The following is a 22288-nucleotide window of genomic DNA, read 5'->3' on the forward strand; positions in this document are numbered from 1 at the left end:
GCCGACCGTTGAGGTTTCCACCATGCCCCAGACGTGCACGACGTCGACGCCGTAATGCTCCTCCCACATCTTGATAAGCTGCGGCGGTACAGGGGAGCCGCCGGCGAAAATTTCCGTCAGCGTCATGCGCTCTGGCGGATTGTGCATGTAGTGCACGAAGAGCTGGATCCAGATGGTGGGCACGCCGTGGGCCACGCGCGGCGACGTGGCTGCAATGACCTTGGCGAGGGTGGGGGCGGAGACATCGGCATCGGGAAGCACGAGCGGGGTGCCCGTCATGAAACACGTAAAGGGAACGCCCCAGCTCAGCACGTGGTAGATGGGAATGCAGCACAGGAAGGTCTCGCCGTGGGTAATGCACAGCGAATCCGAGGAACGCAGCTGCATGGCCTCGAGGTAAAGCGAGCGATGGGAATATAAAACGCCCTTCGGCGCGCCGGTGGTGCCGGTGGAATAACACAATGCGGCGGCGGTGCGCTCATCGAGCTCGGGCCAATCGTAGATGGTAGAGCGGCCATCCAGCAGCGCCTCGTAGGAATAAAACTCGATGCCGCGCGGGAAATGGTGGGCAAAGCGCTGCGGCGATTGGGAACCGGTAAAAATCACCGAATGCACAGATGGCGCGCCGTTTAAAACCGTGCCCAACTGCGGGGCGAGCCGGGGATCGCACACGATGACGGAGACCTCGGCGTGGCTGATGATGTGGCGAATCTGGTCATTCATTAGCTGCTTATTCAGCGGGGTGAAAACCGCGCCCTTGCAGGCAGAGCCAAACATGACCTCGAGGTGCTCAGCGCAATTCCACATGAAGCTACCCACGCGCTGATCGCCGGTGATGCCAAGGTCATCGTGTAAAACATGGGCAAAGGCTGCTGCGCGTGCAGCGATATCGCGGAAGGTAACCTTTTCTGCGGGGCCAAACTCGGACCCGGTTCCCTCGCCGTGCCAAGTGGTAACAGTGGTATTGCCGTGCACTGACGCGCCGTATTCCAAAATACGGGTTAAAGACAGGGGAATATCCATCATCGTGGAAAGCATGCTTCCACTGTAGCGGTGTCCAAGTACTCACCGCGAAGCGAATGCGCTATAATGGCCTTCGACTGATAGGAAAGCGGGAAAATCTTCCCAATCCTATGCAATCGGGCCCAGTGACAGGTCCCATCGTTATACATTGCCCACAGTCGTTTCTTGAATTCTTCCGCCCCCGCGTACTGGCTACAAGGGGGATTTCCCTTAAGGTAACCGGAAGAGGCCTCATGCTTATTGCCCCGGCAAGGCGCGTTAGCGCCTTGGCACGAGGGCGAAAAGATAAGAAAAATACACATCGGCTTCCAGTGCACCCGCCCAAGCTTCCCTGAAGTGGGGGAGGGCGGATCCCAACTATGGACCTGGTCAAGCAACGAAAGGATATCCGTGAGCGATACGGACAACACCGCGGCACAGGATCTCGCATCCCTGAAGCTGCCGGAATTGCGCAAAATGGCCGCCGAGCGCGGTCTTCGCGGCGTTTCAGCCCTGCGCAAAGGGGATCTCATCACCGCCATTAAGACCGGTCAGGTTCCCGCAAAGGCGAAGGCAAAAATAGAGCAGGCAGAAAAGGTAGAAAAGGCCGAGAAACCCGCGAAGGATGCGGCGCCTGCCAAGCAGAAAGAAAAGCCCTCCAAGAAGGATGATCGCAGCGAGAGCGATAACGGCAAGTCCGGCGAACAGCAGGACAATCGCGGCAAAGACCGCAAGGACAACGGCGACGACCAGCGCTATGAGTCGCGGTCGCAGGCCCGCCGCGCGCGCCGCAATCGCGCCCGCCGTCAAGAGCGCCAAGAGCAGGGCGACAATAACCGGGGCGAGAATAACCGGGGTGATGCGCAGGAGCAGAACCAGAATCGCCACCAGGACCGCCGCGAGGACTCCCAGGATGGCTCCGATAACCAGGGGGACAAGCAGGGCGAGAAGAACGGCGATAATAATCACCGCAATAATCGCAATGACGATAATAATTTTGACCGCGGTAACCGCCGTGGCCGTCGCAACCGCCGGAATCGCCGGGGCGGCCGGGGCAATAATGATAACCACGGCGGCGGCAATGACCTGCAGGTACGCGAGGGCGATGAGCTGCAGGCTGTCGGCGGCATCTTAGATGTCGTAGACAATAACGTCTCGTTCCTGCGCACCACTGGGTACCGCGCGGGCGATGCGGATGTCTTTGTTAATAAGAACATCGTGCGCCGTTTGGGCCTGCGCTCTGGCGATGCCATTACCGGTCAGGTCAAGGTGGCTGGGCCTACCCACACGCACGGCAATGGTCGCAACCGCCGCAAGTACAACCAGTTGGTGCAGGTCGATACCGTCAATGGGATCGATCCCGAAGAGGCAAAGCACCGCCCGCACTTTAATAAGCTCACGCCGCTGTATCCCAATCAGCGCCTGCGCTTGGAAACGGACCCGAAGATCCTGACCACCCGCGTCATCGACCTGATTATGCCGATTGGTAAGGGTCAACGCGCGCTCATCGTCTCGCCGCCGAAGGCCGGTAAGACCACAATCTTGCAAAACATCGCGAATGCGATTGCTACCAATAACCCCGAGTGCTACCTCATGGTGGTGCTGGTGGATGAGCGCCCTGAAGAGGTCACGGACATGCAGCGCTCCGTGAAGGGTGAGGTCATTTCTTCTACCTTTGATCGCCCGCCATCAGAGCACACCTCCGTTTCCGAGCTGGCCATCGAGCGCGCAAAGCGCCTGGTGGAGCAGGGCAAGGATGTCGTGGTGCTGCTGGATTCCATCACCCGCTTGGGCCGCGCGTACAACAACTCCTCCCCGGCATCGGGCCGCATCCTGTCTGGTGGTGTGGATTCTAATGCACTCTACCCGCCAAAGCGCTTCTTGGGCGCTGCCCGCAATATTGAAGAGGGCGGTTCGCTGACCATCATCGCCACCGCAATGGTGGAGACCGGTTCTACCGGCGATACCGTCATCTTCGAGGAATTCAAGGGGACGGGCAACGCGGAATTGAAGCTGGACCGTGGAATCTCGGAACGCCGCGTATTCCCGGCTGTGGACGTCAATCCCTCCGGTACCCGCAAGGATGAGCTCCTGCTAGTGCCTGAAGAGGCGCGCATCATGACCAAACTGCGCCGCATCCTGTCGGCTCTGGATTCCCACCAGGCAATTGACCTGTTGATCAAGCAGCTTAAGAAGACCCGCTCGAATGGCGAGTTCCTCATGCAGGTAGCTTCTTCTGCACCGATGGCTGCGGATAAGGACGAGGAAGACTATGTCTAATCAAGTTTCCATGGTTGATGACATTGTGTCGGAATACCAGGGCATTGAAATGCAGATGGGCGACCCAGAAATCGCCGGCGATCAGCAGGCTTTTCGCAAGCTGTCCAAGCGGTACGCGGAGTTGCGCCCCATCATCATGGTCAACGACGAGCTGACCCAGGCACGGGAGGATCTCGCGGACGCCAAAGAAATGGCTTATGAAGACCACGACTTCCAAGAAGAAGCAGACCGCCTAGCCGAGTCTGTGGAAGAACTGGAAGAAAAGCTGGCTGACCTGCTCGCCCCGCGCGATGAGCAGGACTCGGAAGACATCATCATGGAGATCAAGGCCGGTGCCGGCGGCGAAGAGGCCGCGCTCTTTGCCGGCGACTTGGCCCGCATGTACGAGCGTTTTGCCGATAAGATCGACTTTAAGTGGGAGGTCTTGGGCCTTAACGAATCCGACTTGGGCGGCGTGAAGGACATGACTATCTCCTTCCGCGCTAAGTCCCCGACGCGCGATGGCGCATGGTCCGTCTTCAAGTTTGAAGGGGGCGTGCACCGCGTGCAGCGAGTGCCGGTCACGGAATCGCAGGGCCGCATCCAGACTTCTGCCGCCGGCGTGCTGGTGTACCCAGAGCCCGAAGAGGTCGAATCGGTCAATATCGATGACAAGGATATCCGCGTCGACGTGTACCGCTCCTCCGGTAAGGGTGGTCAGGGCGTGAACACCACCGACTCGGCGGTGCGCATTACCCACCTGCCCACGGGGTTGATTGTTACCTGCCAGAAGGAACGTTCACAGATCCAGAACAAGGCCCGTGCCCTGCAGGTGCTGCAGGCTCGCCTGGACCAGATGGAGCGCGATGCCCGCGAGGCCGAGGCTGGCGAGCAGCGCGCCTCCCAGGTGCGCACCATGGATCGCTCCGAGCGCGTGCGCACTTATAACTGGCCCGAAAACCGCATCACGGATCACCGCATTGGTTACAAGGCCAATAACCTGGATTCCGTGTTGAACGGCGATATGCAGGATCTCATCAAGGCCCTGCAGGACCAAGAGCGTGCCGAGCGCCTTGAGGCCGAGGGGTAATCGCGGTCGATGGAATCGTACGGTGAGGCGCTGCGCCAAGGGGTGCAGCGCCTTCGCGTTGCTGGAGTAGGAAGCCCCGAATGGGACGCACGAATTCTTATGTCCCACCTCATTCACTGCGGGCATTTGGATATTCCGCTGCATGAGCCACCCATGCCCGGCTTTGACGTGGCCTTTGAGGCGCTTTTGCGTAGACGGGAACAGCGCGAGCCGCTGCAATACGTGCTGGGCACGGGGTGGTTTGGGCCCCTAGAACTAAAGGTGGGTCCAGGCGTGTTCATTCCGCGCCCGGAAACTGAGGTGATGGCGGATTGGGCGGTCCACCACGCACCGGGCCCGCGCATGGTGGATTTGTGCTCGGGTTCGGGCGCGCTGGCGCTCTACCTGCAGCATTACGTACCGCAGGCGGAGGTGAGGGCAGTCGAGCTTTCCGATGCCGCCCTCGAGTTCACCCGCGCCAATACCAATGGCACCCGGGTCGAGGTGGTGCAGGCGGACGCGATCGACAGCCAGACTCTGGCGGACTGGAATGGCACGGTCGATCTCGTAGTGAGCAACCCGCCTTATGTACCGGAAGATCCAAATTTGCAACCGGAGGTATATCACGATCCGTACGTGGCAGTCTTCGGTGGCGATGACGGCATGGGAGTAATCCGCGGGTTGATTCCCACCATCGCCAGGCTTTTGCGGCCTGGTGGGGTCATGGCGATTGAACATGACGATACGACTGGCGATGTCGTGCGCGATGCGGTGCGTGACCACGGTGGCTTTGCCCATATCGCGCCGCTTAGGGACTTAACAGGCACGCCGCGCTTTATTACCGCGCAGCGCGCGGTAAACTAAAGCATCACCGTCGGGCAAGAAGGGGATTATTGATGCAAGGAAAAATTTATAATTGCGCCGATGACACCGAGCGTGAGGAAGGCGTGAGCATCGCCACCAAGGCAGCCAAGTCTGGGCGGCTCGTGGTCATGCCCACCGATACGCTGTACGGCTTGGGCTGCGATGCCTTCGATAATGACGCGGTAGCCAATTTGCTCGCTACCAAGCAACGTGGGCCGGATATGCCGGTTCCCGTGCTCGTCGGCTCCTGGAACACCGTTCGCGGCCTTGTCGCCTCGTATCCCGATTCCACCCGCGACCTCGTCGAAGCCTTTTGGCCAGGCGGACTATCCATCGTCGTGCCTCAGGCCCCGTCCCTGCCGTGGAACTTAGGTGATACCCGCGGCACTGTCATGCTGCGGATGCCCCTTCACCCGATCGCCATCGAGCTTTTGCGCGAGGTTGGGCCGATGGCGGTTTCTTCTGCCAATATTTCTGGCCACCAACCGCCGACGACCGCGCAAATGGCCAAGGCTCAATTGGGAAAGGCCGTCACTGTGTATTTGGACGGGGGAGAAACGGACATCGGCAAGCCCTCGACCATCATCGACCTCTCCGGTGACCATCCATTCCTACTGCGCGAGGGTGCATTATCCGCGGAGGAGATTGGTGAGGTGCTCGGCGTCTCCGCTGACTCGTTGCGCACCCGGCCCCAAGGATAGAAGGAGCATTTCGCGTGAGCGGCACTGGCGTACCGCTGCGCGAGTTGGCCTTGGTCATCCTCGTAGCAGCGACATTTACCTACCTGACCACCGGAGTGGTGCGGTCCTTTTTGGTCCGCACGGGCCGGGTGGCAGAAATTCGCCTGCGCGATTCCCACTCACAGCCGACGCCCCGCATGGGCGGGCTCGCCATGTTTACCGGCTTTGCGGCGGCGATATTCCTCGCAGCCCAGCTCCCAGCCTTGACTCGCGGGTTTATGCCCGTGACCCCAGAGATGAGTGCGGTGTTGTGGGCGGCGCTGGCCATCGTGCTTTTGGGGATTGCCGATGACTACCTGGAACTCGGGGCCCTCATTAAACTTTTTGGGCAGCTCTTTGCCGCCGCCCTTATGAGTGGTCTAGGCCTAACCTGGACGCTGCTTTTTATCCCCTTCGGTGGCGGTACCACGGTAGTCCTCGACCAGATTCAAAGCACCCTCCTTACCGCTTTTTTCACGGTCCTGCTCATCAATGCCATCAACTTCGTTGACGGCCTTGATGGCTTAGCCGCGGGCCTTGGGCTCATTGCGGGCGGCGCCATCTTGGTCTTCTCGCTGACCGTCCTGCATGACCAGGGCGGGGCGGTATCGGCGTATCCACCCGCAATTATTAGCGCCGCTTTGGTGGGGATGTGTGCGGGCTTTTTGCCCCATAACTTTGAGCCCTCCCGAATTTTTATGGGTGATTCCGGCTCCATGCTTATCGGCCTCTTGCTCGCTGCGGCCTCCACCTCCGCCTCCGGCAAGATCAACATGTCCCTCTACGGCACCGTGGACATCGTGGCGCTTTTGTCACCCATCCTCGTGGTGATCGCTGCGGTGTTTATTCCAGTCTTAGACCTTGTCTGGGCGGTAATTCGCCGCCTATCCCAGGGGCGCTCGCCGTTTTCTGCGGACAAGGCACACATCCACCACCGCCTTTTGTCTCTGGGGCATACGCACCGACGCACCGTGCTCGTGTTGTATCTCTGGGTGTCCGCGGTAGCCTTTGGTGCGGTGTCGTTTTCCATCGTGCCAGCGCCAGTTGCAATCGGCCTGTCCATCATGGCGTTGTTGATTGCCTTTGGCGCGACGCTGATTCCACTGCGGCAGGGTAAGATTGGGCTCAGGTCGTCGGATGATTGCGTATTGCGTGACTCGCCGAGTGCGTGAGGTAGGGTGAATGTCCGTGAGTGACACAACGGAAAATCCTAATTTCGATGACCCGCGCCTGCCGCTGCAGCGCGCCGTAAAGAAGGGGGCTACGGCCCTCGGCATCTTTACCATCATTTCTCTCGCCGTCTGGGGCGGGGCACAAGGTGTCGCCGGGCTTTGGGGCGTTCTCGTCGGCGCTGCCCTCGGCGGCGGCTTTGTCCTGTTTACCGCGCTGTCGGTGCTCTTTACCGCCCACTCGACGCCCTCCACCACCATCGCGGTGGTATTGGGCGGTTGGCTTATCAAGTTGATCGTCCTCATCGGAGTTCTGGCCATTATCCGGGACATGGATTTCTATGACACGTGGGCGCTGTTTCTCACCGTCGTCGTAGCACTCATCGTTACCTTAGGCTCTGAGGTCTGGGCCGTGGTCACCTCCAGGATCACCTACGTGTCCTGAGTAGGGCAAAAAGAGTTAAGCCGTCGCGCACCAGGCTTGCGCGGCGGCCTTTTGGGTTAAGTAGCAAAATGTGTGTCTGGTGGGTGTGTCGTCGGCTGGGCACCTTTTGTCATTTCATGGGTCCTTTTCTGATTCCTATGGAGTGTGAGTATTCGGTTGGGATAGCGTTGTCGTAGAAGGCTGGTCGGCCTGTTTCCGGGTCGGCTGTGTTGTGGTCTTCTGGGGTAAGGCCTTTGACTTTGGCGAGTTGGTCTTGCCCGAAATTGCACTGCCTGGCGATCTCTAATGGGTCGTCAGGCAGTTGTGTTCGTGAATACAGGTACCATTCCAGCATTTTGCGTTGACGTTCTCCTGTTCTTCCACGGTGAGCATCAGCGATGCGTTTGAGCGGGGCGTTGACTCCGCCTTCGAGGCTGTTTGTTGTTGCTACCCAACGCTGTGGCATAAGAGCATGTGGTGGTGGCTGCAGGTAGGTAAATAGATGTTGTTTCTGCGAAAGGTTCCGCAGTGATTTATAGGCTTGGCGAACGCGTAAATGGGTCCATTCCCACTTGCGGTTGGACCTGCGGCGATGTGTAGGCGCCAGGGTTTTCTCGCAGAGGAAGTGCTTATAGACCTGGCCGAAGTCATGCAGGTTCTTCGTCCATTCCCGTGCTTGGTCTAGAGTGCTGATTTTGGTTAATTGCAGCGCTAGGCCATAGATGGCTTTGCCGGCATCGGTACGTGGCCGGCTGGTGGTGTATCGGCGGATTACGCGTTGGGCATGGACTAGGCAGCGTTGAATTGGTGTGTTTGGCCAGCATGTTGCGATGGCTGATTGGGCGCCGAGTCCGCCATCAAGTACGACGCATAAAGGTGGCGCTATGTTTTTAAGTAATTGAATATAGGCATCGGTGGATTCTCTTTTAGCCCAGTGCCAGGCAATGACGTGGTCATGGCTTGCTGCGACAAGCAGGCAGCCTGCAGCGGTGTAGGTGCCGTCGATGAAGATTTGGTCGTAGATTCGGTGCGGGTCCGGGGCATTAGGGATATCGATAAGCCATAAGGGCTCAAACCGGCGGTTGAGAGTCCACCGGCTTATTCCTTGCTGCTGGGCGAGCTGCGTCAAAGACGTTGTAGATACCGCGTAGCGGTAGAAGGCGCGGAAGTCTCGGGCCTGGGTGTGGTCAGTTCGTTGGCGGGTTAAGGAGCTTCCGCAGTTGGGGTCTTTGCATCGCCATCTGGTTTTCCCTTTGGATGTTGTGCCATTTTTCTTCATCTGCCCTGCACAAATAGGGCATCGTGGTCGGTTAGTAGTCACCGGAAAATTCAACCAGCCCACCACATACCACATGCAGGTGCCATTCCGGTGGATTGAACAAAAAGCAGGGCCGAATAAGCCCCAACAGCTTATTCAGCCCCTATTTAAACAAGCTCACCAGCGCTTACCCTGAAACCGAGACACACTTCCTGCTACTTAACCCGGCCTTTTTATGCCTGCATGCTGGCATTAATGGATGCTGGTCACCCCCGAGGAGGTGTGTTGACCTGAGGGTGTGATCAAATGCACGTTTGTGAATTGGGCAGGAATAGCGCGGTTTTGTATGGCAAAAGGCGGAAATGGCGCTATCGGGTGTGGCTTATGGGGCCCCCACGTGCGAAAACTGTTGATCCAGCTGATACGATTTGCAACGGGTTACCGCGGGGTTAAGTGTTGCGCTTGAATCCTGCACGGTAAATCCCTGTCTTGTTCACGCTGATGTGCGACGGAGTCCGTGTTCAAGGCAGAGAGTTTGAGACGTCCATCGCACCACAGAGACCAGCTATTGGCTGTGTGGCCCGAACACGGGAGAGAACGCTGAGCGTTACAACATTGGCTATGAAAGGGCACTTCCATACGCCCGATCTAGGTGAAGAATTCTTCCCGGGGCAAATTGATGCCGACCATCTGTTTTTTGGCGACTTCGCCGATGGATGGTTCGCGCTTGATCGCCTGATGCTGATTCGCATTTTGATGACGCTAATTGTGGTGATCCTTTTCTGGGCTGCCTTTAAGAACCCTAAGTTGGTTCCTTCTGGCATTCAGAATGTAGGCGAGAACGCGGTCGACTTCGTCCGTGTACATATCGCCGAGGACATTTTGGGTAAGAAGGAGGGAAAGCGATTCCTGCCAATTATCGCTAGCATCTTCTTCGCGGTTCTGTTTATGAACGTCGCGACCGTTATCCCGGGACTTAACGTCTCGCCAAACGGTCGTATTGGTATGCCAATTGTGTTGGCAGCCGTTTCGTACATCGTCATGATTTACGCCGGTGCCAAGCGCTACGGCTTGGGCAAGTTCATTCGCTCCTCCGTAGTGATTCCGAACTTGCCACCGGCATTGCACCTTTTGGTGGTACCGATTGAGTTCTTCTCTACGTTCATTCTGCGACCGGTTACCCTTGCAATTCGTCTCATGGCGAACTTCCTTGCTGGACACATCATCCTGGTTCTTCTCTTCTCTGCTACGAACTTCTTCTTCTGGCAGCTAAATGGTTGGACCGTCCTGTCTGGACTGACCGTGGTCTTGGGCTTGGCTATGAGCCTGTTCGAGATTCTGGTTATCTTCTTGCAGGCGTACATCTTCGCCTTGTTGACGGCGGTGTACATTGAGTTGTCCTTGCACGCTGATTCGCACTAAGGACGAGGTCGACGAGCGCGACCGAGTAATCCACCTAATTACACAACACTGACATTCGGTCCGATACGGACTGAAGATTTTTACGAAAGGGAACGACTTTCACCATGAACGAAATCATTCTGGCACAGGATGCTGCTACGACGTTCGAAGGCTTCGGCACCATCGGCTACGGCCTTGCTGCTATCGGCCCTGGTATCGGTATCGGCATCGTCGCCGGCAAGACCGTTGAGGCTATGGCTCGCCAGCCGGAGATGGCCGGCCAGCTGCGTACCACCATGTTCCTGGGTATCGCCTTCACCGAGGCCCTGGCCCTTATCGGCCTCGTTGCCGGCTTCCTGTTCTAAAAGTACGAGTTTTCCAAACCGAAACTTTTAAGACGGGAGACCTATGAATAACGTCGTTTATTTGCTTGCAGCAGAGGGCGAGGAGAACCCAGGTTCGGGTAGCTTCTCCGTTCTTCTGCCCAAGAACTATGACATTTTCTGGTCTTTGCTGTGCTTCATCGTAATTCTCTGGTTGTTCTGGAAGTTCGTACTTCCTCGTTACACCAAGTTGCTCGAAGAGCGTGAAGACCGGATTGAGGGCGGCATGAAGCGCGCTGAGGCTCAACAGGCCGAGGCTAAGGCTGCTCTAGAAAAGTACAATGCTCAGCTGGCTGATGCCCGCGCAGAGGCAGCCGAGATCCGCGAGCAGGCGCGCGAGCGCGGCAAGCAGATCGAGGCTGACGCGAAGAGCCAAGCGGAAGAGGAATCCCGCCGCATCGTCGCCAATGGCGAAAAGCAGTTGGAAGCTTCTCGTGCGCAGGTTGTTACTGAGCTGCGTTCCGAAATGGGACAGAACTCCATCAACTTGGCAGAAAAGATTCTGGGCGGCGAGCTTTCTGACGCCTCCAAGAAGTCCTCTACCATCGATGGCTTTTTGTCCGAGCTCGACTCTGTGGCACCGGCCGGAAAGTAGGCAACTATGAAGGCAGCTAGCCGCGAAGCACTCGCGAACTCACAGTCCCGTGTGGATGAAATCCTCGCTGGCGATAAGAATGTTGCTAGTGCAGTCCAAGCGGGCCTAGACATTTTCGAGGTCGTCGACGTTTTGGATGGGGACCGCGAATTGCGCGTGTCCTTCATTGACGTCGCAGCCCCGGCTGAAGCGCGCAAGTCCTTGGCCGAGAATCTCTTTGGCTCCAAGGTTTCTGCCGGTGCGCTGAGCATCCTGCAGGAAGCTGCGGCGAACCAATGGTCTTCGCCGAAGGACTTCGTCAACGGGCTTGTTTCCTTGGGCCGCCGCGCATTGTTGCGTGCCGCCGAGGCACAGGGCCAGTTGGGCCAGGTCGAAGACGAGCTTTTCCGCTTGGCACAGATTCTGGACCGCGAGGGCGAGCTTACCCAGCTGCTTTCCGATCGAACTGCTGAATCCGCACGCAAGCGCGGATTGCTGGCAAATGTGCTCTACGGCAAGGTGACGATGTTTACTGAAGCGCTCGCGCTGCAGGCCATCAGCCGCCCAGAGCAGAACCCCATTGATGACGTTGCCGGATTGGCCGATACTGCAGCAGCGCTGCAGGATCGCACCATCGCGCGCGTAGTCGCTGCGGGTGAATTGAATGAAGGCCAGCAGGCAGTACTCGCTGAGAAGCTGGGCAAAATTTATGGTCGTGCGATGTCCATTCACTCTGAGGTTGACACCAGCCTCCTCGGTGGCATGCGCATCCGCGTCGGCGATGAAATCATTGACGGCTCGACGGCAGGCAAGATTGCCCGCTTCCGTGCCCAGATGGTGTAGCCGAAACGACAGAAACGATTTAAGTAAGTGCTGGAAGATACTACCGAGAGCAGGAAGAACATGGCGGAGCTGACGATCTCCTCCGACGAGATCCGTAGTGCGATTGCGAACTACACCTCGAGCTACTCCGCGGAGGCCTCCCGTGAGGAGGTCGGCGTGGTCATTTCGGCAGCTGACGGTATTGCGCAGGTTTCTGGCCTGCCATCCGTTATGGCGAATGAGCTGCTCGAGTTCCCCGGCGGCGTAATTGGCGTCGCACAGAACCTTGACACCAACTCCATTGGTGTCGTGGTCTTGGGTAACTACGAGTCCCTCAAGGAGGGCGACGAGGTTAAGAGGACCGGCGAGGTCCTTTCCATCCCCGTGGGCGAGGACTTCCTCGGCCGCGTTATTAACCCACTGGGCCAGCCCATTGACGGCTTGGGCCCAATCGAAAGCGAAGAGGAGCGCGTCCTCGAGTTGCAGGCACCTTCGGTGCTGCAGCGCCAGCCGGTTGAAGAGCCAATGCAGACCGGCATCAAGGCTATCGATGCGATGACCCCGATCGGCCGTGGTCAGCGTCAGCTGATCATTGGTGACCGTAAGACCGGTAAGACCGCGGTGACCATCGATACCATTTTGAACCAGAAGGCTAACTGGGAGTCCGGCGACAAGGACAAGCAGGTCCGTTGTATTTACGTCGCCATCGGCCAGAAGGGCTCGACCATCGCCAGCGTGCGCCGCACCCTTGAGGAGCACGGCGCGCTGGATTACACCACCATCGTGGCGGCCCCAGCTTCTGATTCCGCCGGCTACAAGTGGCTGGCACCGTTCTCCGGTGCTGCATTGGGCCAGCAGTGGATGTACCAGGGCAACCACGTCCTGGTTATCTACGATGACCTGACCAAGCAGGCTGAGGCATACCGCGCAATTTCGCTGTTGCTGCGCCGCCCGCCGGGACGTGAGGCTTACCCAGGCGACGTCTTCTACCTGCACTCCCGCTTGCTGGAGCGCGCTGCCAAGCTTTCCGATGACATGGGTGCCGGCTCCATGACCGCACTGCCCATCATCGAGACCAAGGCTAATGACGTCAGTGCCTTCATTCCGACCAACGTCATTTCCATTACTGACGGTCAGGTCTTCTTGGAGTCCGACCTCTTCAACCAGGGTGTTCGCCCGGCTATTAACGTCGGTGTGTCCGTCTCCCGTGTTGGTGGTGCGGCACAGACCAAGGGTATGAAGAAGGTTGCCGGTAACCTCCGTCTTGACCTGGCTGCATACCGTGACCTGCAGGCATTCGCTGCCTTCGCATCCGACCTGGACGCTGCCTCCAAGGCACAGCTGGAGCGCGGCTCTCGCTTGGTCGAGCTGCTGAAGCAGTCCGAATCCTCGCCGCAGCCGGTGGAATACCAGATGGTATCCATCTACCTCGCCGAGGCAGGCATCTTCGACGTCGTTCCCGTCGAAGACGTTCGCCGCTTCGAGGCCGAGGTGCACGAGTACCTCAACGCCAATACTCCAGAGGTCTTTGAGCAGATCGCCGGCGGCAAGGCGCTCAGCGATGAGTCCAAGGAAGCACTCGAGGCCGCAGCCAAGGAGTTCGCTCCTACGTTCCGCACCTCCGAGGGCACCAACTTGGGCACCGAAGAGCCTGTAGATCCTTTGGACGAAAATGACGTGAAAAGCACCGAGCTCAACGTCTCCCGGAAGACGGCTAAGTAGAGTTCAGCTCTCGTAATTAACCGTCTATATGAAAGAAGGGAGGAGAAACGATGGCTAATCTTCGCGAATTACGCGACCGCATCCGGTCCGTGAACTCGACTAAGAAGATCACTAAAGCCCAGGAGCTCATTGCTACCTCGCGCATTACCAAAGCGCAGGCTCGGGTGGAAGCCTCTCAGCCGTACGCGATTGAGCTGACCAACGTCATGAACAGGTTGGCTGCAGCGTCGACGCTAGAGCACCCCATGCTGCGTGAGCGTGAAGACGGCAATGTCGCCGCGATTCTCGTAATCACCTCTGACCGAGGCATGTGCGGTGGCTACAACAACAACGTCTTCAAGAAGGCAGCCCAGCTCAAGGCCCTCCTCGAAAGCAAGGGCTACGAGGTAGTTCGCTACGTCGCCGGCAGCAAGGGCATCGGCCACTACAACTTCCGTGAGGAAGAGGTAGCGGGCAGCTGGGATGGTTTCTCTCAGGATCCGACCTGGGAGGGCACCCACGATGTGCGTCGCCACATGATCGATGGCTTCGTTGCTGGTTCTAAGGGCACTACCAAGGGTCGCGAGGGCCTGCACGCGGAAGGTGAAGGCGCAGGTGTTACCGGCTTTGACCAGGTGCATGTGGTCTACACCGAGTTTGAGTCCATGCTGACCCAAACCGCGCGTGCACAGCAGCTTTTGCCCGTTGAGCCGGTAGTGCAGGGCGAGGAGTACGAGATGGGTGACTCCGCACTGGAGGATCCGGAGCCAGTGGATAACATTTCTGCGGACTTCGAGTTCGAGCCGGACGCGGATACCCTGATGGACGCGCTGCTTCCGCAGTACGTCTCGCGTATCCTGTTTGCTATGTTCTTGGAGGCTTCGGCTTCCGAGTCCGCTGCACGCCGTACAGCTATGAAATCTGCTACTGACAACGCAACCGAGATGGTCAATGACCTATCTCGTGTGGCCAACCAGGCCCGTCAGGCGCAGATTACCCAGGAAATTTCAGAGATCGTCGGTGGCGCTGGCGCGCTATCTGACAGCGCAGAAAGTGACTAGATTATGACTACAGCTCTGCAAGAGCAGAATGCACAGTCTTCGGCAGTCGCCGGTCGTGTCGTGCGCGTCATCGGTCCGGTGGTGGACGTGGAATTCCCACGCGAGGCACTTCCGGCCCTGTACAACGCACTCCACGTCGAGATTAAGCTCGAAGCTGTGGCAAAGACCGTCACCCTCGAGGTCGCTCAGCACCTCGGTGACAACCTCGTTCGTACCGTGTCCATGGCACCTACCGATGGCCTTGTCCGTGGTGCCGAGGTAGTCGACTCCGGAGAGCCTATCTCCGTTCCCGTCGGCGACGTCGTCAAGGGCCACGTTTTCAACGCCCTCGGTGACTGCCTCGATGAGCCGGGCCTCGGCCGCGATGGCGAGCAGTGGGGCATCCACCGCGAGCCACCAGCGTTCGACCAGCTCGAGGGCAAGACCGAGATCCTCGAAACCGGTATTAAGGTCATTGACCTGCTGACCCCATACGTTAAGGGCGGCAAGATTGGCCTCTTCGGCGGTGCAGGTGTGGGTAAGACCGTCCTGATCCAGGAAATGATTACCCGTATTGCCCGCGAGTTCTCCGGTACGTCGGTGTTCGCCGGCGTCGGCGAGCGAACCCGTGAGGGCACCGACCTCTTCCTGGAAATGGAAGAGATGGGCGTTCTGCAAGATACCGCACTTGTCTTCGGCCAGATGGACGAGCCACCAGGAGTTCGTATGCGCGTGGCTTTGTCCGGCCTGACCATGGCGGAGTACTTCCGCGATGTGCAGAACCAGGACGTGCTGCTGTTCATTGACAACATCTTCCGTTTCACCCAGGCCGGCTCCGAGGTATCCACCCTGCTGGGTCGTATGCCTTCCGCCGTGGGTTACCAGCCAACCTTGGCTGATGAGATGGGTGTGTTGCAGGAGCGCATTACCTCCACCAAGGGTCGTTCCATTACCTCTCTGCAGGCCGTTTACGTGCCTGCCGATGACTACACTGACCCGGCCCCAGCTACGACCTTCGCCCACTTGGATGCGACGACCGAGCTGGACCGTGCCATTGCTTCTAAGGGTATTTACCCGGCAGTGAACCCGCTGACCTCTACCTCTCGTATCCTCGAGCCAGGCATTGTGGGCGAGAAGCACTACGAGGTAGCACAGCGCGTCATCGGTATTCTGCAGAAGAACAAGGAACTGCAGGACATCATCGCCATCCTTGGTATGGACGAGCTGTCTGAAGAAGACAAGGTGACCGTGCAGCGTGCCCGCCGTATCGAGCGCTTCCTGGGCCAGAACTTCTTCGTCGCGCAGAAGTTCACTGGTCTGGAGGGGTCCTACGTGCCGCTGCAGGACACCATCGATGCCTTCGAGCGCATCTGCAACGGTGAGTTTGACCACTACCCAGAGCAGGCCTTCAACGGCTTGGGTGGCTTGGACGACGTCGAAGCTGCATACAAGAAGTTGAACGAGAAGTAGGGAGAGGCACATGGCTGACATCACCGCCGAATTGGTTTCCGTCGAGCGCTCATTGTGGTCTGGTCAGGCCTCCATAGTGACGGCTGAGACCACCGAGGGTGAGATCGGCGTGCTTCCCGGTCACGAGCCTGTGATCGGTCAGTTGATCGACAATGGCGTAGTGACCATCCACCCAGTTGATGGCGCGCGGCGCGTTGCCGCCGTCCAGGGTGGCTTCCTCTCCGTTACCCAGGACAAGATTACCGTCCTCGCTGATTGGGCCATCTGGTCCGATGAGGTGGATGAGGCCAAGGCGGAAGAGGATTCCTCTTCGGCTCATGAGCTCACCAAGTCCCGCGGTGAGGCTGCATTGCGTGCACTTCGCCGCGCAGCAAAGGCTGAATAAACCTTGGATTGGTAGGAGAGGGCAGCAATAGCCGCCCTTCCTGCTCTCAGAAAAGCGCACTGGAGTTTATCCGGTGCGCTTTTTCACGTTTTCTTTGTCTTTGCCTATTGGCGCAGAAGCGGAATCAGGCGCTACAATCCAAATAAATGTTCTTTCACTAACCAAGGATGGCGTGTGGAGCCCATGAATTCGACGGTTATCTCGGTGGTCCTGTGGGCCTTAGCGTTGGTGGTATTGCTAGTGGTTCTGCTGGCGGCCCTGCGATTTTTTACTCTGCGCTCGCGCGGAACCCCGGTGTTGTTGCGCTCAATGCCGGCGAAAGATAGCTTTTCTTGGCGCCATGGCGTGCTGCGCTATACCGGCGAAGTCGTGGAATATTTCAAGCTGCGTTCTGTATTTCCGCGCTATAACTTGTGGTTTAACCGCCTCGACATCACCATTTTGAACTCCCGTTCTTTGGATGATGACGAGGCTTCTTTTATGTCTGATGCCACCGAAGTGGTGCACTTTAGCACCGGGGATGCGGAATACGAGCTGGCTTCCGATGCCCGCGGGATTATGGCTTTCGAAGCTTGGATCGAGGCGGCGCCGTCCAAGCGGCAACAGCGCTTTGATTACCAGCAGTTGCGAGAGCGAGCCACCCGGCAGTCCAAGCGCCAATAGCAACAGGCTAGGGTAGTAGCCATGCGCTTAGTGATCGCCCGTTGTTCAGTTGATTACGTGGGACGGCTCGACGCCCACCTGCCCTTGGCGGACCGCCTGCTCATTGTCAAGGCAGACGGCTCGGTATCAGTGCATGCCGATGACCGCGCGTATAAGCCCCTGAATTGGATGACGCCGCCGTGTACGGTGCAGGAATCCGTCATTGAGGACGTGGATGGCAATGACACGGGTGAGGTCTTGTGGCTAGTGGAAAACCCGAAGGGCGAGCAATTGCGCATTACAATTGCGGAAATCCACGAGGACATCTCCTATGACATGGGCGAAGATCCAGGCCTAGTAAAAGACGGTGTGGAGGCGCACCTGCAGGAGCTATTGGCCGAAAAGATCGACACGCTGGGCTCCAATTTCACCCTCGTGCGCCGCGAGTATCCCACGGCCATTGGCCCAGTAGACATCATGGCTAAAGATGCCGATAACCGGAATGTCGCCGTGGAGGTCAAACGCCGCGGTGGGATTGACGGGGTCGAGCAATTAACCCGCTATCTGGAACTGCTCAACCGCGATGAGTTAATCGCCCCAGTATCTGGTATCTTTGCGGCGCAAGAAATTAAGCCGCAGGCCCGAACGCTGGCTGAAGACCGCGGGATCCGGTGCGTGGTTCTGGACTATCAGGAGCTGCGCGGACTCGAGTCGAAAGAATTGCGGTTGTTTTAATGCCCCGGCGAAATAGGCGAAAACCACAGGAATTCCGGCCACTGCCCAAGGACGGCTCCACCTTCTTTGGTTCGCAGACGGTCGAGGGGCCGAGCTGGACCCACGGGGAGCCTTATATAATGCGGCATATTGGCTCCGCGCGGGCGCAAAAATTCTATATTTGCCCGGGGTGTAATCAAAATATTCCGCCTGGGGTTGCCCACATCGTCGCCTGGCCGCGCGATACCGGCAGGCAGGGCGATGACCGCCGTCATTGGCACCGGCACTGCTGGGAGCGAAGGTAGACTTGCGGGCATGATTGTTGCATTTTCAGTAGCACCCGCAGTGGTGGATGATGACTCCGGCGAGATGGCCGATGCCGTGGCGGAGGCGGTCCGCGTGGTGCGGGAATCAGGTCTGCCTAATGAAACCAACGCCATGTTCACCCTTTTAGAAGGCGAGTGGGACGAGGTTTTCGGCACGATTAAGAAGGCCACCGAAGCGGTGCGTGCGGTATCGCCGCGTACCTCATTGGTGATTAAGGCCGATATCCGCGAAGGCGTGAAGAATCAACTGACAGATAAAGTAGACGCCGTGAATCGGCGTTTAGCTAAGGAGGATTAATGACTTCTGCGAATAATGCTTATGTAGGTGGTGCCCTCGATCTCAGCTAGGTCAAGGCCCGTGCGGAAGCCCGCCAGCAGGCGCAAGAGCAGCCGGCGGCTGCGCAGGCTAGTGGAGTCCAGCCATTCTTTACCGTCACCGAGGCGAATTTTGAGACCGAGGTGGTGCGCCGCTCCACTGAGGTGCCGGTCGTCGTCCTTGTCGGCACCCCGCGCTCTACCCAGTCCGACCAGCTAAAGCAGGACCTGCAGGAACTAGCTACGGCTGGCAACCTTAGCTTCCTCGTAGGCTATGTGGATGCGGATGCTACTCCACAGGTGGCGCAGGCTTTCGGCGTGAAGAACCTACCTACCGTGGTTGCCATTGGCGCCGGTCAACCGCTGACCAATTTCGAGGGAGCCCAGCCAAAGGATGCTCTCAAGCAGTGGCTGGATAGCTTGGTAGAAAACGTCGGACCGCAGCTCAAGGGACTTGAGTCTGCACCGGTCGCAGCGGAAGAGGAAGAAGAGGACGACCCTCGCCTGCAGGAGGCAGAATCTTTCCTGAACTCCGGCGATTTCGATGGTGCGATTAAGGTTTATGAATCCATCTTGGAAGCGGAACCGGATAATACGCAGATTAAGCAGGCCCGAGACACCACCAAGCTTCTCAAGCGGTTGGATCCAGCAAACCAAACCGAGGACCCGATTGCTGCTGCAGATGGGGATAAGGGGGACATCGATAAGCAAATGCGCGCCGCTGACGCCGAGGTGGTGGCAGGTGCCCCAGAAAAGGCCTTTGACCGCCTCATTGAGACCATGAAGGTCACTGCCGGCGATGAGAAGGCGCAGCTCAGGGAACGCCTGCTCGAGCTCTTCGGCCTTTTTGCCGGCAATGATCCGCGCGTTCTTGAAGCGCGTACGAAGCTGGCAAGCGCGCTGTATTAAAGTCGGCGGAGCTGTGTCAATTACTGCGGGCGGTGAATAGATCAGTCACAATGGAAGGCGTGAACGACGTAACCCCAACTGATCAAGACTGGCTCATCGACTTCCGCGGCGTGGAGCTTCGCCGCGGTGGCAAGAACTTGGTAGGGCCCGTGGACTGGCAGGTCGAGCTCGATGAACGCTGGGTCATCATCGGGCCGAATGGTGCCGGAAAGACCTCCCTGGTACGCATGGCGGCCGCGGAGGAATTTCCTTCCAAAGGCACGGCCTTTTTGATGGGCGAGCAAATTGGCAGGACCGATATGCGTGACCTGCGCGCACTGATTGGTCTGTCCTCTGCCGCCGTGCAATCGCGCATTCCCGCGGATGAGCGGGTCTACGACCTCGTTATTTCCGCCGGTTATGCGGTTTTGGGTCGGTGGCGCGAAGAGTACCAAGACATGGACTTTTCCCGCGCCGATGACATCTTGGCCCAGGTAGGTGCCAGCCACTTGAAGGATCGCACGTGGACCACGCTTTCGGAAGGCGAGAAGAAGCGCGTCATCCTCGCCCGCGCTTTGATGTCCAATCCGGAGCTGCTCATCCTGGATGAGCCTTCTGCCGGCATGGACCTCGGCGGGCGCGAGGACCTCGTGGGGTACTTGGGCAATCTCGCGATGGATCCGGACGCCCCAGCAATCGTCATGATTACCCACCACGTGGAAGAAATCCCGTATGGCTTTACCCACGCAATGCTTCTGGATGACGGAGAAGTAGTAGCGAAGGGGCTCATTAACTCCGTGCTGACCTCGGAGAACCTATCCCAGGCCTTCCACCAGCCCATTCAGGTAGATCGCATTGGGCAGCGATACTTTGCCCGCCGGACATCTTAATGACCAACGAGATTCATGACCAGCTCGATGCGATCGACGCCAGCGATACCACCGGGTTTAACGGTGGGCGCATGGCGGCGACTGTGCTCTTGCTTCGCGATGGCCCCGGAGGGCTCGAGGTCTGGGTGCAAGAACGCGTAAGCACCATGCGGAACTACCCGGGCCATGCCGTATTTCCTGGCGGTGGGGTAGACCCGCGCGATTTCCCGCCGCGTTCGTGGGATTCCGGTGAGTTGTGGGCCGGAAAGTCCGTCGTGTCCATGGCGCGGCGGATGGGCGTGACCAAGTACAAGGCCCACGCCTTGGTCTTTGCCGCGGCCCGCGAGCTCTTTGAGGAATCCGGTACCCTGTTTGCGATCCGGGATGACGGCACTATTTCTAATGCACGCCGCTATCACCACGAGCGCCGGCTCTTAGAAGACCACACCATTTCCTTTACCGAGTTTCTTAGCAATAACGGGATGCGCGTCGATGCCGATATGCTTCTTCCATGGGCCCGGTGGGTGGGGCAAAGCAAAAACCATTGGTTCGATACTTTTTTCTTCGTCGGCCTGCTACCTAGCGGGCAAGAACCGGACGGGGACACGCATGAGGCCGATGATGCTGGGTGGTTTTCGCCGCAGCTTATCTTGGAGGGCTGGCGTGCCGGACTCGTCCGTCTCGTAGTTCCCACGTGGGCGCAAATGCAACGGTTATGCAAATACTCCACCGTCCAAGAGGTGCTTGATGATGCCTCTTCGTCCGACCTTCGCCCCGTTATCGGCGACCTCCGCGACGATCCGCAATACGCGGAATATTTCGCGACCACCCCTACAGAGCGAATATGAGCTTTAACATTGATGAAGTCCGTTTCTTAAGCGAGCATAACGCCGAGCTTGCCAGCTGGGACTTGGAGCTGAGCAAGGCTGCGCAGCTGAAGGATCTGGAAAAGCTGAAAGCGGCCTACGGCGATTATGCGCGCTGCGCCATGGAGCTACTTACTGCCCGGCGGGGCGGAAAGCTGCCTGAGACCTGGCTTATGGATGCCGATTCTGCCCAGCAAGCCACCCCGCTGCCTGTTGCGCGCTATCGCTCAGAATTCCTGCAGCAGAAAGGGATGCGCACCGTCCACGATGTCACGTGTTCCATCGGCACCGAAGGCTACGGGTCGGGCCTTGACTACTTCGGCTCCGATATCGACGCCTCGCGCATTGCCATGGCCCGGCATAATTTGGATTCTGACTCGTTCTTTCAAGCAGATGCGCTCACTACGACCACTACGGCTGATGTCATTATCGCCGATCCCGCCCGCAGGAAGGCAGGGCGGCGGATTTCCCGCCCGGAGGATTTGCTGCCACCGCTGCCGGACCTAATCGCTGCGCACAGGGACGCACACCTGGCCATCAAGTGCGCACCCGGTCTCGATTTCAGTGACTGGGACGGATTGGTCACCGTAAGCAGCGTCAATGGAGCAGTTAAGGAGGCGTGCCTCTACACACCTGGCCTCGGCACGGGCAGGCACGCGGTGATGATTCAGGGCGAGTCAGTTGACGTCCTCACGGATGAAGAGCACAACCTGCCAGAGGCGGGCGAGATCGGTACGTATCTCATTGACCCCGATGGGGCAGTGGTGCGCGCGGGCCTCGTGCAGCATTATGCGGCGCGCGAAGGATTGTGGCAGATCGATCCGCGGATTGCGTACCTAACAGGGGATCGCATCCCGCAGGGAATGTCGGGATTTCCATTCATAGAAAAGGTCCCCCTAAAGCGCCTAAAATCGGTACTAAAATCTTATGATGCAGGCAGCCTAGAAATCCTTGTGCGCGGCGTAGACGTGGACCCTGACCAGCTAAGAAAGCAGATGAAGTTGAAGGGCTCGCGGCCATTCGCGGTCATCATTACGCGAATTGGCTCACAGGGTATCGCGTTGCTTTGCCAACCCCGAGTATTATCGTCCGAAGAGAATTACGCAACATAAATCTATCGGAAAGGTG

General features: G+C 58.2%; 23 protein-coding genes and 1 pseudogene. 22 read left to right on the forward strand and 2 right to left on the reverse strand.

The annotated features are described in order from the left end of the window. The coding region (locus tag ABRP98_RS07075; RefSeq protein ID WP_349838647.1) for an AMP-binding protein at positions 1-1038 on the reverse strand (1038 nt) is incomplete at its 3' end. Between the two features lie 375 nt (positions 1039-1413). Here ABRP98_RS07075 and rho point away from each other — a divergent pair. The 6 genes from rho to ABRP98_RS07105 are packed head-to-tail and all read left to right on the forward strand — an operon-like array spanning position 1414 to position 7527. After that, positions 1414-3282 carry a transcription termination factor Rho gene (gene rho / locus ABRP98_RS07080; RefSeq protein WP_349858316.1) on the forward strand — a complete coding sequence of 623 codons (1869 nt, stop codon included), beginning with the start codon at positions 1414-1416 and terminating at the stop codon, positions 3280-3282. Beyond that, entirely contained in the window at positions 3275-4351 is a 1077-nt protein-coding gene (gene prfA / locus ABRP98_RS07085) for a peptide chain release factor 1 (RefSeq protein WP_284769840.1), read from the forward strand. The genes rho and prfA overlap by 8 nt, the downstream gene beginning before the upstream one ends. Before the next feature lie 9 nt (positions 4352-4360). Further along, positions 4361-5194 carry a peptide chain release factor N(5)-glutamine methyltransferase gene (gene prmC / locus ABRP98_RS07090; RefSeq protein WP_349858318.1) on the forward strand — a complete coding sequence of 278 codons (834 nt, stop codon included), beginning with the start codon at positions 4361-4363 and terminating at the stop codon, positions 5192-5194. Positions 5195-5226: 32 nt separating this feature from the next. Continuing rightward, positions 5227-5895 (forward strand): L-threonylcarbamoyladenylate synthase, encoded by a 669-nt coding sequence (locus tag ABRP98_RS07095; protein WP_023026353.1) that lies wholly within the window; start codon positions 5227-5229, stop codon positions 5893-5895. 14 nt (positions 5896-5909) lie between these two features. Further along, positions 5910-7085 carry a glycosyltransferase family 4 protein gene (locus ABRP98_RS07100; protein ID WP_349858320.1) on the forward strand — a complete coding sequence of 392 codons (1176 nt, stop codon included), beginning with the start codon at positions 5910-5912 and terminating at the stop codon, positions 7083-7085. A 10-nt stretch (positions 7086-7095) separates the two neighbouring features. Continuing rightward, positions 7096-7527 (forward strand): Cg1360 family ATP-synthase-associated protein, encoded by a 432-nt coding sequence (locus ABRP98_RS07105; protein WP_284784710.1) that lies wholly within the window; start codon positions 7096-7098, stop codon positions 7525-7527. Positions 7528-7636: 109 nt separating this feature from the next. Here ABRP98_RS07105 and ABRP98_RS07110 read toward each other — a convergent pair whose 3' ends face one another. After that, positions 7637-8827, reverse strand: a complete 1191-nt coding sequence (locus ABRP98_RS07110; protein ID WP_349858322.1) for an IS1249 family transposase — start codon at positions 8825-8827, stop codon at positions 7637-7639. Positions 8828-9385: 558 nt separating this feature from the next. Here ABRP98_RS07110 and atpB point away from each other — a divergent pair. The 16 genes and pseudogenes from atpB to ABRP98_RS07190 all read left to right on the forward strand — a co-directional run bounded on the left by atpB (position 9386) and on the right by ABRP98_RS07190 (position 22272). Then, a complete protein-coding gene (gene atpB, locus ABRP98_RS07115; protein ID WP_023026356.1) occupies positions 9386-10186 on the forward strand; it encodes a F0F1 ATP synthase subunit A in 801 nt (266 codons plus the stop codon). A 104-nt stretch (positions 10187-10290) separates the two neighbouring features. Then, positions 10291-10530: an ATP synthase F0 subunit C gene (locus ABRP98_RS07120; RefSeq protein WP_005280196.1), complete on the forward strand. Its 240-nt coding sequence runs from the start codon at positions 10291-10293 to the stop codon at positions 10528-10530. A 43-nt stretch (positions 10531-10573) separates the two neighbouring features. Next, on the forward strand, positions 10574-11143 hold the full coding sequence (locus ABRP98_RS07125) for a F0F1 ATP synthase subunit B (protein ID WP_023026357.1): 570 nt from the start codon (positions 10574-10576) through the stop codon (positions 11141-11143). Positions 11144-11149: 6 nt separating this feature from the next. Further along, entirely contained in the window at positions 11150-11965 is an 816-nt protein-coding gene (locus tag ABRP98_RS07130) for a F0F1 ATP synthase subunit delta (RefSeq protein WP_023026358.1), read from the forward strand. A gap of 60 nt (positions 11966-12025) precedes the next feature. Beyond that, positions 12026-13666 carry a F0F1 ATP synthase subunit alpha gene (gene atpA, locus ABRP98_RS07135; RefSeq protein ID WP_349858364.1) on the forward strand — a complete coding sequence of 547 codons (1641 nt, stop codon included), beginning with the start codon at positions 12026-12028 and terminating at the stop codon, positions 13664-13666. A gap of 50 nt (positions 13667-13716) precedes the next feature. After that, positions 13717-14706: a F0F1 ATP synthase subunit gamma gene (locus ABRP98_RS07140; protein WP_284782567.1), complete on the forward strand. Its 990-nt coding sequence runs from the start codon at positions 13717-13719 to the stop codon at positions 14704-14706. Positions 14707-14709: 3 nt separating this feature from the next. Continuing rightward, positions 14710-16155: a F0F1 ATP synthase subunit beta gene (gene atpD / locus ABRP98_RS07145; protein ID WP_005280201.1), complete on the forward strand. Its 1446-nt coding sequence runs from the start codon at positions 14710-14712 to the stop codon at positions 16153-16155. 10 nt (positions 16156-16165) lie between these two features. Then, positions 16166-16540 (forward strand): F0F1 ATP synthase subunit epsilon, encoded by a 375-nt coding sequence (locus ABRP98_RS07150; RefSeq protein ID WP_023026361.1) that lies wholly within the window; start codon positions 16166-16168, stop codon positions 16538-16540. Positions 16541-16723: 183 nt separating this feature from the next. Next, positions 16724-17203: a DUF2550 domain-containing protein gene (locus ABRP98_RS07155; protein ID WP_349858324.1), complete on the forward strand. Its 480-nt coding sequence runs from the start codon at positions 16724-16726 to the stop codon at positions 17201-17203. 21 nt (positions 17204-17224) lie between these two features. Further along, positions 17225-17917, forward strand: coding sequence for an endonuclease NucS (gene nucS / locus ABRP98_RS07160; protein ID WP_284632021.1), 693 nt, complete (start codon positions 17225-17227; stop codon positions 17915-17917). Continuing rightward, positions 17917-18201, forward strand: coding sequence for an Rv1322 family protein (locus ABRP98_RS07165; RefSeq protein WP_237791990.1), 285 nt, complete (start codon positions 17917-17919; stop codon positions 18199-18201). The genes nucS and ABRP98_RS07165 overlap by 1 nt, the downstream gene beginning before the upstream one ends. Before the next feature lie 10 nt (positions 18202-18211). Beyond that, positions 18212-18520 (forward strand): thiamine-binding protein, encoded by a 309-nt coding sequence (locus tag ABRP98_RS07170; RefSeq protein ID WP_349858327.1) that lies wholly within the window; start codon positions 18212-18214, stop codon positions 18518-18520. Next, positions 18520-19446, forward strand: a pseudogene (locus tag ABRP98_RS07175) (tetratricopeptide repeat protein). The gene ABRP98_RS07170 and the pseudogene ABRP98_RS07175 overlap by 1 nt, the downstream one beginning before the upstream one ends. Positions 19447-19496: 50 nt before the next feature. Beyond that, positions 19497-20315, forward strand: a complete 819-nt coding sequence (locus tag ABRP98_RS07180) for an ABC transporter ATP-binding protein (protein ID WP_349858330.1) — start codon at positions 19497-19499, stop codon at positions 20313-20315. After that, complete coding sequence (locus ABRP98_RS07185) at positions 20315-21142, forward strand: NUDIX hydrolase (protein WP_284853524.1); 828 nt, start codon at positions 20315-20317, stop codon at positions 21140-21142. The genes ABRP98_RS07180 and ABRP98_RS07185 overlap by 1 nt, the downstream gene beginning before the upstream one ends. Further along, positions 21139-22272, forward strand: coding sequence for a THUMP-like domain-containing protein (locus tag ABRP98_RS07190; RefSeq protein ID WP_349858332.1), 1134 nt, complete (start codon positions 21139-21141; stop codon positions 22270-22272). The genes ABRP98_RS07185 and ABRP98_RS07190 overlap by 4 nt, the downstream gene beginning before the upstream one ends. The last annotated feature ends 16 nt before the right edge of the window (positions 22273-22288 follow it).

The organism is Corynebacterium sp. KPL2838, from assembly GCF_040225455.1.
In the GTDB taxonomy this organism is placed as follows: domain Bacteria; phylum Actinomycetota; class Actinomycetes; order Mycobacteriales; family Mycobacteriaceae; genus Corynebacterium; species Corynebacterium rhinophilum.

Excerpts from the sequence above, each read along its gene's own strand:
- ABRP98_RS07180 (WP_349858330.1), top strand. The coding sequence starts at position 19,497 with ATGGAAGGCGTGAACGACGTAACCCCAACTGATCAAGACTGGCTCATC.
- ABRP98_RS07120 (WP_005280196.1), top strand. The coding sequence starts at position 10,291 with ATGAACGAAATCATTCTGGCACAGGATGCTGCTACGACGTTCGAAGGC.
- ABRP98_RS07165 (WP_237791990.1), top strand. The coding sequence starts at position 17,917 with ATGCCCCGGCGAAATAGGCGAAAACCACAGGAATTCCGGCCACTGCCC.
- nucS (WP_284632021.1), top strand. The coding sequence starts at position 17,225 with ATGCGCTTAGTGATCGCCCGTTGTTCAGTTGATTACGTGGGACGGCTC.
- ABRP98_RS07095 (WP_023026353.1), top strand. The coding sequence starts at position 5,227 with ATGCAAGGAAAAATTTATAATTGCGCCGATGACACCGAGCGTGAGGAA.
- ABRP98_RS07150 (WP_023026361.1), top strand. The coding sequence starts at position 16,166 with ATGGCTGACATCACCGCCGAATTGGTTTCCGTCGAGCGCTCATTGTGG.
- ABRP98_RS07125 (WP_023026357.1), top strand. The coding sequence starts at position 10,574 with ATGAATAACGTCGTTTATTTGCTTGCAGCAGAGGGCGAGGAGAACCCA.
- ABRP98_RS07105 (WP_284784710.1), top strand. The coding sequence starts at position 7,096 with ATGTCCGTGAGTGACACAACGGAAAATCCTAATTTCGATGACCCGCGC.
- ABRP98_RS07155 (WP_349858324.1), top strand. The coding sequence starts at position 16,724 with ATGAATTCGACGGTTATCTCGGTGGTCCTGTGGGCCTTAGCGTTGGTG.
- prmC (WP_349858318.1), top strand. The coding sequence starts at position 4,361 with ATGGAATCGTACGGTGAGGCGCTGCGCCAAGGGGTGCAGCGCCTTCGC.
- atpB (WP_023026356.1), top strand. The coding sequence starts at position 9,386 with ATGAAAGGGCACTTCCATACGCCCGATCTAGGTGAAGAATTCTTCCCG.
- ABRP98_RS07130 (WP_023026358.1), top strand. The coding sequence starts at position 11,150 with ATGAAGGCAGCTAGCCGCGAAGCACTCGCGAACTCACAGTCCCGTGTG.
- ABRP98_RS07190 (WP_349858332.1), top strand. The coding sequence starts at position 21,139 with ATGAGCTTTAACATTGATGAAGTCCGTTTCTTAAGCGAGCATAACGCC.
- ABRP98_RS07170 (WP_349858327.1), top strand. The coding sequence starts at position 18,212 with ATGATTGTTGCATTTTCAGTAGCACCCGCAGTGGTGGATGATGACTCC.
- ABRP98_RS07140 (WP_284782567.1), top strand. The coding sequence starts at position 13,717 with ATGGCTAATCTTCGCGAATTACGCGACCGCATCCGGTCCGTGAACTCG.
- prfA (WP_284769840.1), top strand. The coding sequence starts at position 3,275 with ATGTCTAATCAAGTTTCCATGGTTGATGACATTGTGTCGGAATACCAG.
- atpD (WP_005280201.1), top strand. The coding sequence starts at position 14,710 with ATGACTACAGCTCTGCAAGAGCAGAATGCACAGTCTTCGGCAGTCGCC.
- atpA (WP_349858364.1), top strand. The coding sequence starts at position 12,026 with ATGGCGGAGCTGACGATCTCCTCCGACGAGATCCGTAGTGCGATTGCG.
- ABRP98_RS07185 (WP_284853524.1), top strand. The coding sequence starts at position 20,315 with ATGACCAACGAGATTCATGACCAGCTCGATGCGATCGACGCCAGCGAT.